The 10,474-nt window shown below is 53.2% G+C and carries 10 protein-coding genes; 5 read left to right on the forward strand and 5 right to left on the reverse strand.

What is annotated here, in order from left to right:
* Positions 1 to 14 precede the first annotated feature (14 nt).
* On the forward strand, positions 15 to 908 hold the full coding sequence (locus tag BS639_RS11665) for a LysR family transcriptional regulator (RefSeq protein ID WP_084983145.1): 894 nt from the start codon (positions 15 to 17) through the stop codon (positions 906 to 908).
* Between the two features lie 62 nt (positions 909 to 970).
* Here the strand turns inward: BS639_RS11665 and BS639_RS11670 are convergent, their stop codons facing one another.
* The 3 genes from BS639_RS11670 to BS639_RS11680 form a co-directional block, all read right to left on the reverse strand.
* Entirely contained in the window at positions 971 to 2,617 is a 1,647-nt protein-coding gene (locus BS639_RS11670) for a Na+/H+ antiporter (protein ID WP_055774233.1), read from the reverse strand.
* A 222-nt stretch (positions 2,618 to 2,839) separates the two neighbouring features.
* Positions 2,840 to 4,207 (reverse strand): NCS2 family permease, encoded by a 1,368-nt coding sequence (locus tag BS639_RS11675; RefSeq protein WP_084983146.1) that lies wholly within the window; start codon positions 4,205 to 4,207, stop codon positions 2,840 to 2,842.
* 351 nt (positions 4,208 to 4,558) lie between these two features.
* Positions 4,559 to 5,227 carry a glutathione S-transferase family protein gene (locus BS639_RS11680; protein WP_084983147.1) on the reverse strand — a complete coding sequence of 223 codons (669 nt, stop codon included), beginning with the start codon at positions 5,225 to 5,227 and terminating at the stop codon, positions 4,559 to 4,561.
* A gap of 170 nt (positions 5,228 to 5,397) precedes the next feature.
* Between BS639_RS11680 and BS639_RS11685 the strand changes: the two genes are divergently transcribed.
* A complete protein-coding gene (locus BS639_RS11685) occupies positions 5,398 to 5,736 on the forward strand; it encodes a nuclear transport factor 2 family protein (RefSeq protein ID WP_055774227.1) in 339 nt (112 codons plus the stop codon).
* A gap of 69 nt (positions 5,737 to 5,805) precedes the next feature.
* Here BS639_RS11685 and BS639_RS11690 read toward each other — a convergent pair whose 3' ends face one another.
* Positions 5,806 to 6,594: an inositol monophosphatase family protein gene (locus BS639_RS11690; protein ID WP_084983148.1), complete on the reverse strand. Its 789-nt coding sequence runs from the start codon at positions 6,592 to 6,594 to the stop codon at positions 5,806 to 5,808.
* A 132-nt stretch (positions 6,595 to 6,726) separates the two neighbouring features.
* Between BS639_RS11690 and BS639_RS11695 the strand changes: the two genes are divergently transcribed.
* The 3 genes from BS639_RS11695 (at position 6,727) to BS639_RS11705 (ending at position 9,296) form a co-directional block, all read left to right on the forward strand.
* Positions 6,727 to 7,359 carry a LysE family translocator gene (locus BS639_RS11695; RefSeq protein ID WP_084983149.1) on the forward strand — a complete coding sequence of 211 codons (633 nt, stop codon included), beginning with the start codon at positions 6,727 to 6,729 and terminating at the stop codon, positions 7,357 to 7,359.
* Between the two features lie 123 nt (positions 7,360 to 7,482).
* Positions 7,483 to 8,544, forward strand: a complete 1,062-nt coding sequence (locus BS639_RS11700) for an ABC transporter substrate-binding protein (RefSeq protein WP_228779780.1) — start codon at positions 7,483 to 7,485, stop codon at positions 8,542 to 8,544.
* Entirely contained in the window at positions 8,544 to 9,296 is a 753-nt protein-coding gene (locus BS639_RS11705; RefSeq protein ID WP_084983151.1) for a molybdate ABC transporter substrate-binding protein, read from the forward strand. The genes BS639_RS11700 and BS639_RS11705 overlap by 1 nt, the downstream gene beginning before the upstream one ends.
* Here the strand turns inward: BS639_RS11705 and BS639_RS11710 are convergent.
* Positions 9,269 to 10,117, reverse strand: a complete 849-nt coding sequence (locus tag BS639_RS11710) for a PA4780 family RIO1-like protein kinase (protein ID WP_055774219.1) — start codon at positions 10,115 to 10,117, stop codon at positions 9,269 to 9,271. The two genes, BS639_RS11705 and BS639_RS11710, sit on opposite strands and share 28 nt — an antisense overlap.
* Between the last annotated feature and the right edge of the window lie 357 nt (positions 10,118 to 10,474).

Below are 10,474 nucleotides of genomic sequence, written 5' to 3' on the forward strand. Positions count from 1 at the left end.
TTACGTGGAGCTTTATGGACGTCCGCACCCTGCGTTATTTCGTTGAAGTCGTTCGCCAGCAAAGTTTTACCCGCGCGGCCGAAAAACTGTTTGTCACCCAGCCGACTATCAGCAAAATGCTCCGCAACCTGGAGGACGAGCTTGAATGTACCCTGCTCATCCGCGAGGGGCGACGCCTGCGGTTGACCGACAGCGGTCAGGCTCTTTATCAGCGCGGATTGAAAATTCTCGAAGAATTCCGTCAGTTGGAGGCCGAACTGGAAGACATTAATGACGTGAAACGCGGACTGTTGCGCCTGGGCGTTCCGCCGATGGTCGGCACGCAGATGGCACCGCTGATAGGCGAGTTTCGCCAGAATTATCCTGGCATAGAGCTGATTATTTCGGAGTTCGGTGGGCTAACCGTGCAGCAGGCGGTGCTTTCCGGCGAGCTGGATTTGGCCCTCACCGCCCTGCCCATCGACCCCAGCCTGCCGATAACGTCACAACTGCTGTTCAGTCATCCGCTGTGCGTGGTGGTGCCGAGAACGCCGTATTGGCTCGAGCGCAGCAGCGTCGCCATTAGTGAACTGGCCGAAGAAAGCATCCTGATATACAACGAAGATTTTGTCCTTTATCGGCAGCTACTTGATGCCTTTAGCGCCCACGGTTTTACGCCAAAAATTGCTGCACGCAGCGGCCAGTGGGACTTTCTTGCCGCCATGGTGCAGGCGGGTATGGGCGTGGCTATTCTCCCCGAGCCGGTATGCCAGCGTCTTGACGCCACGCGGCTGCGGTGGCTGCCTCTCGCCCCCACGCTGCTGTGGCAGCTCGGCCTTATTTGGCGTCAGGACATCTACCTGTCGCAGAGCGCACAGGCGTGGATAGCGAGCAGTCGCGCATTCTGGCCGGGTAAAATCGCCCCATAAAAGAATAAAAAAATGCCCGCAGACGTGAGCCGGCGGGCATTTTAAATATCCTCAACTGAGCATTACACCTCTTTCTCGACCAGCAGCGCCTCCAGCAAGTCGAGATCGTGCAGTAGCTTTTGCAGCGTTTCATTGCTGATACGCTGGGTCGCACGCAGATGATACAGCTCGCCTCGCTCGGCCCGCAGGGCAGTCAGGCGGAAGCGACGTTCTAGGTTCTCCAGCATCAGCGCATTTTCGATGTCATCTTTATCGACGGTGCGTCGACGAAGATTGCCCACCACGCGCGAGCTGATCTCTTTCAGCGTTTGCTCATCAATATTTTCCTCTGAGTCGGCCGCCAGACGTTCTTCCATCTTGTGCAGGCTTTCAATCGCCACCTCGGCGGCTACCGCACGCGCCATGCGCTCTTCCTCGCGGTAAGAAGACTTATCAACCACCACGCCGCGCAGCAGGAACGGCAGCGCAATAACGCCAGCAATCAGGGAGAACAAAATCACCCCTGCGGCCAAAAACACCAGTTGATAGCGTGAAGGGAACGCCGAACCGTCGGCCAGGAACAGGGGAATAGAAAGCACACCGGCCAGGGTAATTGCCCCCCTCACCCCAGCAAATGACGCAACCCACAGCTCGCGGGTCGAGAAGCTGCCAAACATCAGTGGACGCTTCTTGAGCAGGCGGTTGCTGAAATTTTTCATCAGCCACAGCCAGGCAAAACGCAGCAGCAGCAGGGCAAAATAAATAATCCCAACATCGGCAAACAGGTGCCAAGTAACGATGCTTGGGTCGTGGGTAGCCTGGTCCAGCGAGCTTTCAAGAATGCCCGGCAGCTGCAACCCCAACATGATGAACACCATGCCGTTGAACACAAATTCAAGCATCGCCCAAACGCTATTGGCGCGTAGACGCATCGCCAGCGGCGCATTGCGGATAATGCCCGACTGACTGATGGTCATCCCAGCGGCCACCGCGGCCAAAATACCTGACACGCCAATGTGTTCGGCAATCAGATAGGAGGCAAAAGGCAGCAACAACAGCAGCACTATTTGCGTTGCCGGGTCATCACCACTCAGACGGCTCATGATGCGCAGTGACTTACTGTACAACCAGGTCACCGCTACGCCCGCCAGCAAACCGCCAACGGCAACTTTGAGAAACTCAACTGTCGCGCCCGGTACGGTAAACACCATGGTGCCCATCGCCACCGCGATAGCAAACTTCAACGACACCAGGCCCGATGCGTCGTTCATCAACGCCTCACCTTCCAAAATCCCCATTATAGGTTTCGGAATGCGGCCCTTACCGACAATACCCGACAGTGCCACGGCATCTGTCGGCGACAGCACCGCCGCCAGCGCAAAGGCCGCCACCAGTGGAATGTTGGGTACCATCATATAAATTAGATAACCTACCCCGACGATGGTGACCACCACCAGCGCGAGTGCCAGCCCGAGGATTTCGCGCCCTTTGTGCAAAAACTCGCGCATTGGCGTTTTCCAGCCATCGGCAAACAGCAGCGGCGGGATAAACAGCACCAGAAACAGTTCGGGATCGAAATCAACGTGTAAACCAAAGTTTGGCCAGGCTAGCAAAGCACCCACGGCGATTTGCATAAGGGGAAGGGGTACCTGAAACGGCAACATCCTGGTAACGACACCGGAGAGCGACACCACCAGAATCAAAATCAGAATGGTAAAAAATATTTCCATGCTTTCCTTAGACTCTTGTTTTTAGTTAATGCTTAAAGCTGGACGCAGGCGGGCCTGCACGACAATGGGATAATAAAACACTTTTACTGCGCAGATAAATTACAGATTTCTTAAATTCGAGTGTAACCGTTGTTCACGTTTCTTTTTGGGGTATGAATGCGACGGGGGGAGAACAGAAGGAGAACCCGCCCTTCGCACGCAGCGAGGGGCGGTGAAAAAGAACTACAGCGCCCACCCTCCGGCATAAAACGCGACCAGCGCCACGGCAATAATTACCGTGCCCACATTAAGCTTGCGCCACTCTCCGGAGCAGACTCTGCCCACCACCAGCGAGCTGAAGCCAAGCATAATGCCGGTCACAATGTTACAAGTCAGCACGATAAACACCGCGCACAACAGGCCGGACATGGCGTCAACAAAGTCGCCGAAGTCCAGCTTGGTGACGTTGCTGAGCATAAGCAACCCAACGTACATTAGCGCAGGCGCCGTCGCATAGGCAGGTACCAGATAAGACAGTGGCGACAGAAAAAGCATCAGCAGGAACAGCACGCCCACTACCGTCGCAGTCAACCCGGTTTTACCGCCCGCTGCCGTACCCGCCGCAGACTCGATATACACCGCCGCCGGGGCCGCGCCGACCAGTCCCGCAAAGATGCTGCTCATTGAATCGGCAGTCAGTGCCTTACCGGCATTAATTATCTGTCCGTCCTTGTTCAACAGGTCTGCCTGACCGGCCACAGCGCGAATGGTGCCGGTGGCATCAAACACTGCCGTCATCACCAGCGCCAGCACGCTAGGCAGAACCGCCGCTTTCATCGCACCCATAATATCAAGCGTGAAGAATAAACTGTGCCCGTTGGCGTCTGAAAGTGAAGGCATGGCGAACAGGCCATGATATTTCACCGCAGGGTCAAAAATCAGCCCAATCACTGAAATCGCGATAATCACCAGCAGGATCCCGCCCGGCACGCGCAGCTTTTCCAAGCCGAAAATCACCGCCAGACCCAGCAGCGTCATCACCACGGGAAAAGAGGTAAAGGCGCCCAGCGTGACCGGTAACCCGTCGAGTGGATTCTTGACAACCAGACCCACGCCATTGGCGGCAACCAACAGCAAAAACAGGCCAATGCCAATGCCAGTGCCGTGTGCCACGCCGGTGGGTAAATTACGCAGGATCCACGAGCGAATGCCGGTTACCGAGATAACAGTGAACAGTACGCCCATCAGAAATACGGCGCCAAGCGCGACGGGAACGCTGATATGTTGTCCAATCACCAGGCTAAAGGCGGTAAACGCCGTTAACGAGATAGCGCAGCCAATCGCCAGCGGCAGATTGGCCCAAAGGCCCATCAGCAGTGAGCCTAAACCCGCGACCAGGCACGTCGCAACGAACACGGCGGAGGGAGAGAAACCGGCTTTGCCAAGCATCGCGGGTACGACGATAACCGAGTAGACCATCGCCAAAAACGTCGTCAGTCCGGCAATAATTTCCTGACGCACGTTGCTGCCGCGCGCGCTGATGGAGAAGAAAGCATCAAGCGATCCTTTGGGCGTCACGCTGCCGCCCGCTTGAGACTGTGGTTGAGACATGGTGGAGTCCTCTGAATGTGCTACTGAAATGCCTGCGTGGTCATTATGAAATCGTTTCGTGTCGTTCGCTTCCCTACCCGGCTAAAGGATGGATGCAGACCTTCAACCAAGTTGAAAATCGGCAACTAGCCAGGGCAAACGGTTAATTCTCATCGCGTACGGCGGTTGCAAAAGTCGTAGATACGGCCAAGCAAACGATTATCCAGCTATTAATGCTCTGGTTTCAACTCCGTTTGGCGATGTTTTTCGGATTTTCGCTCACTTTAAAGACATTTAATCTAAAAAGATGAGAAAGGATAAGTTTTAGGCAGAAATTGCCCCGCGGTGAAACAGGGCAAGGTTAAAAAGCGATCAGCTGGAAATCTGGTAAGGGCCGCCCTGTTTCAGCGCCTGTTGGTAAGCCGGTCTGGCCTGAACGGTTTTTAACCAAGCCTGCAAGCGCGGGCATTTTTCTATCGGCCCCCGAGAAGAAAGGGCCTCAACCGGAAAGCTCATCTGGATATCGGCGGCGCTGAAGGTCTCGCCCGCAAACCAGGCATTTTTAGCCAAATGGTCTTCAAGATAAGTGGCATGAGTGGACAATTGCTTATCGATGTAATTTTGCTGCACCCCTTTGCCAATCGCACCGGCAATCGGGCGCACCAGCCACGGCATCGGCGGTTTGCCCAGGCGACCGAAAATAAGCTTCATTACCAGCAGCGGCATCAGTGAACCTTCGGCATAGTGCATCCAGTAGCGGTACTGCTGGCGCTGTTTGGGATCTTCGGGCTTGAGTGTGCCGTATTCGTCGTAGGTTTCTTGCAAATACTCAATAATCGCCCCCGATTCGGCCAGCACCAGACCGCCGTCCTGCAGCACAGGGGATTTCCCCAGCGGATGGATCTTCTTAAGTGACGCCGGGGCCAGCATGGTGTTTTCATCGCGCTGATAACGTTCGATGGTATAAGGCAGTTGCAGCTCTTCTAGCATCCACAAGATCCGTTGGGAACGCGAGTTGTTAAGGTGGTGAAGGATTATCATGCATTCTGCTCCAGGGCGATCGGTATAATTAATTGTTAATTATAGACTACGTCGCTGAGCATACGATTTTTGCCGGCTTTAGCAATCAGCCTGTTGACAAAATGAGCCAATAGGTGAATATTGAATATCAATTCACAATAATAGAATTTTTATTCAAAAAGGATTTGCAAATGTCAGACGCTTTATTGCCCGTCGAACAACAGTTTTATGCCTACAACCAGCATGATCTCGAGAAATTCGTGGCCTGCTTCAGTGAGACATTTACGGCATATCGCATGCCTGCTACCGAACCATCGATGAAGGGTAAACAGCAGCTTAGCGAATTTTATGCGCAAAATCGATTTAATAATCCAGCGCTGCGTGCCGAGTTGATTTCACGTACGGTGCTGGGCAATAAAGTCTTTGACCGAGAAATTATCCACGGCTTGAGCGAGCAGCCTATTGAAAGTGTCGCAGTGTTTGAAGTGAATAACGGCCTGATTGATACCGCCTGGTTTTACTTCGCCTAAACCTGGCGCTTAATCGGCTACCCATTGGGCCGCATCGGCGACAGAGGCCGATGCGGCCCAAACAATCGGTTAACGCGGCGACAAATCCGGCCACAGCGGTCTGACCGTTGCCATTAGGTTAGGCGTGCCTACCGCGACGGAGAGATGTCGAATGCCCTCGGAGCCAAAATTAACCACGGTTTCCAATCCGGCTTCCTGACAAAGCACGGCGCCACCGGCAATGTCCCACAGGGTAGTGCGGCGTTGCAAATGCCCGTCTATCAGCCCCTTGGCGGCAAATACCATGCCTACCGTGGTGCAACGGTAGCAGTGCACGGACCAATCGGCCTCACGCAGCCCGCGATAAAATGCAGAGGCTTCGCCAAGTTGGTCATCAGAGCTGTCGCCCAAGGAAAGCACCTGCACGTCGGCAAATCGGTTATCACGGCTAAAAGGTTTGCCGTTGAGGAAAATGCCTTTACCGCTTTCTGCAGCAAACAGCTCGTTGAGCACCGGCAGCACCACGACACCCATCACCGGACGATGTCGTTCAACCAAGCCGAGTGAAACGCCCCACAGAGGCGAGCCGCGCAAAAAGTTTGAGGTGCCATCAATAGGGTCAATCACCCAGCAAGCACCGTCACTCAACTGCCCGCCCATCTCTTCACCAATGATTGGGTCGTTTGGAAAATGCTGCTGGAGCCGTTGACGAATAAAGGTTTCTACCGCCACGTCGGCTTCAGAAACAAAATCTTGAGTGCGTTTGCTGCTGACATCAATCTCGCTGCGGCGCGCAAAGAAGCTCATTGCCAGTTCAGCGGCCTCTGCTGCAATATGACTGGCGATACGCAGTCGGTCGGAAATTTCGGTTTTCATCATTAACGCCCCTGTTTTGTTTATGACAGATTACCTTAAACACCATGAATAAAAGATGACAAGTCCTTGCCAAATAAAGTGCAAAAGCTCTATATCTTAGTCAGTTAATCTTCGCCCCCTATTCCGGAGAATGCTATGCCTGATGCCGCTCACCTTTTACCCTTTATGCTCATCGCCCTAGGGATGGTTCTTACCCCTGGCCCCAATATGCTGTATCTCATCTCCCGCTCCCTTTCCCAAGGACCTAAAGCTGGCCTGATTTCGCTCAGTGGCGTGGTGGTAGGATTCCTGTTTTATATGATTTTTGCCGCACTCGGTATTACTGCCCTGCTAATGGCCGTGCCTTTTGCCTATGACACCCTGCGGTTCTGCGGGGCGCTGTATCTGCTTTATATGGCGTGGCAGGCCATTCGTCCGGGCGGACGCTCTCCGTTTCAGGTGCGCGAATTAGCGAAAGATACCCCCCGCAAGCTGTTTACAATGGGCCTGCTGACCAACCTGCTAAATCCCAAAACCGCCGTGCTTTATCTCTCTCTGTTGCCGCAGTTTATTGTTCCATCTCAGGGAAACGTGCTGGTGCAGTCGATGGTGCTCGGCAGTATGCAAATACTGATTAGCTTCACCGTAAATGCGCTGATTGCCCTAAGTGCCGGTTACATCGCCTCTTTTTTGGCAGGCAGACCGTTTTGGACCGTTATTCAGCGCTGGATGATGGCCACCGTACTCAGCGGTCTTGCAGTGCGAATGCTTATTGAGGGGCGTAAATAATCGCCGAGATGTTCAGATAGCGCTCACCGCTATATAATGTGGAACACAACGTATAACGAGGTTTTCCCAGTGAGCGCTTTTCCAAAATTTTCTGTTATCAGGGCAACGTTACTTAACACCTTCCTGCTCGGCACGGCGCTGAGTCTCTGTTCCTTCTCTACGCTAGCCTCGCGTCAGGTGACCGATCAGCTTGGCCGTCAGGTGATCGTTCCCGATCACGTCGATCGTGTCGTTGTTCTGCAACATCAAACGCTTAATCTGCTGGTTCAGCTTGATGCCACCCACAAGATTGTGGGCGTACTGGCAAACTGGAAACAACAATTGGGTGACAGCTACGTCCGTCTGGCCCCGCAGTTGCTGAAGACGCATGCGCTTGGGGACTTAACCCACGTCGATTTAGAAAGCTTGGTTGCGCTGCATCCTCAGGTGGTGTTTGTGACCAACTATGCGCCGAAAGAGATGATTGACCAGATAACTAACGCCGGTATTGCCGTGGTGGCTATCTCGTTGCGTGAGGATAAAACGGGTGAAGCCGGCAAAATGAACCCGGAGATCAACAATGAAGAGCAGGCTTACAACGAAGGGTTAAAGCAGGGTATTCGCCTGATAGGCGAGGTTGTCGATCGCCAGAAACAGGCCAATGCGCTGATTGATTACACCTTTGCCCAACGCAAGAGGGTCGCTGAGCGCCTGCAGTCGGTTACGCCGCAACAAAGAGTGCGCGTTTATATGGCTAACCCAGACCTCACCACTTACGGCTCGGGCAAATACACCGGCCTGATGATGAATCATGCTGGTGCGTTTAACGTAGCTGAATCAACGGTAAAAGGTTTCAAACAGGTCAGCATGGAACAGGTTATTGCCTGGAACCCACAGGTGATTTTTGTTCAGGATCGCTATCCTGAAGTCGTTACCGATATTGAACATGATCCAAAATGGCAGGTTATTGACGCCGTGAAAAATCATCGGGTTTACCTGATGCCGGAATACGCCAAGGCTTGGGGCTATCCAATGCCGGAAGCGCTGGCAATAGGCGAACTGTGGATGGCAAAAAAACTCTATCCGCAAAAATTCAGCGACATTGATATGCAAAAGCAGGCAGACGCTTATTACCAACGCTTTTACCGTACCCACTATGTCGCGCAGCAAAGCGCCTCTGTGACGTCCAGCGGGCCTAAGTCCTGATGACGACCTCTTCACTCAAGGTACTGGCCGCAGGCAGCCTGCGGTCGGTTTGGCAACCGCTGATGCAGCGTTTCACCCGCGAGACTGGGGTCTCGGTAGAGACGCAGTTTGGACCCGCAGGATTGCTGCGCCAGCGTATTGAACAGGGCGAAAATGTCGATTTCTTTGCTTCAGCCAATGTGGCACACCCGCAGCGCCTCAAGACACTTGGGCTGGCACAGCGGGTTGAAACCTTCACCAGCAATCGCCTATGCCTCACCGCGCGCAGAAGCGTTGCCGAGACGCACGCTTCGTGGATCGCGCTGCTAAGTGACCCGGCGCTGCGACTGGGTACCTCCACGCCGCTGGCTGACCCTTCGGGCGACTACACTTGGCAACTGTTTGAGACGATTGAGAAACGCCATCCGGGCCTCGGTGAAACACTGCGTCATTGCGCACTGCCACTGGTAGGCGGCCCCACGAGTCAGAGCGTACCGGCAGGAGAGTTGGCCGCGGCCTGGCTAATTAACGGCGGACAGTGCGACCTGTTTATTGGTTACGCCAGCTATGCGCGCCGTTTGGCACAGTGTGAAACGCTGCGGGTAATTGAAATACCTGAGGATTATAATATTCGAGCGAACTATGCCTTTGCGCAGTGTAGCGCGTCGGCATCGCCGCTGGCCGACTTTATGCTCTCGGCAGCGGCACAGGAATACTTACAACAGCAAGGTTTTGGAGAGCGCGATCACTCCCTTTCTTTTAATGCGCGCTGACGGTCGTAGTATTCATCTTCTGCGGCGGTAATTTCGTCCAGCAACGAATCGACGTCGGCAGCATGGGTGTCTTCAACAAAGTGGCCACTCAGCACACTTTCCGGCGTGAGTTTGCCCTCTTCATAAAGTGCCCAAATTTCTTTCGCATAACGGGTTTTCAACAGTTCAGGGGCAAACTGGCCGTAGAAATCGGTCATGTTGTTCACGTCACGTTCAAACATTGATTCGGCGTGATTGTTTGCCGAGGCGTCAACCGCCTGAGGCAGGTCGATAATCACCGGCCCTTGCGCATCAAGCAGCACGTTAAATTCCGAAAGGTCGCCGTGAACAATACCGGCGCACAGCATACGAACGATATTGCGGATCATAGTGTCATGCCCCACAAGCGCTTCTTCCTCAGTGAAAGTCACGTCGCTCAAACGGGGTGCCACCAGTCCTTCACCGTCGGTGATAAGCTCCATCAGCAGCACGCCGTCAAGACAAATGTAAGGCTGAGGGACGCGCACACCCGCGTTAGCTAAGCGGAAAAGCGCATCAACCTCGGCCGTTTGCCAGGTTTCTTCCTGCTGCTTGCGACCAAACTTGGAGCCTTTCTGCATGGCACGTGCACTGCGGCTGTTGCGTACCTTACGCCCTTCCTGATACTGAACGGCCTGTTTAAAGCTGCGCTGTGTGGCCTCTTTGTAGACTTTTGCACAACGGATTTCCCCACCGCACAAAACGGTGTAAACATCGGCTTCTTTGCCACTTTTCAGTCGACGGACCACATCATCGATCAGGCCGTCATCCACCAGAGGTTGGATTCTAATTGGGATTTTCATGCAGCCTTGTACCTTATTTATGCGCGCGAGGGAATCACCCCCGTACATATTCCTTTAGTCTTGCAGTGTTACCATCTTCAAGATGGCCTATTTTGTCCAGTTTATCGTAGTCATACCTCACTGCATACTTTCCAAGCAGAGATCTTTCCCTATCTTGTTAAACAGTTCGATTGGCCGCCGCGTTTTGAACGGCTAAAGGTCAAAATCCCTGCTATCGCCCCCGATAAATTTTCAAAATTCTCCCTTTTTCTTTTGACAAAAAATTAGCAGGGATATTATTAATATCGATTAATGATTTATATTTTGAAAAAAATAAAAAAAATAAATTAATGACAAATTAAGAAAAAGAATACTGAC

Source organism: Rouxiella silvae (genome assembly GCF_002093625.1).
GTDB lineage: Bacteria > Pseudomonadota > Gammaproteobacteria > Enterobacterales > Enterobacteriaceae > Rouxiella > Rouxiella silvae.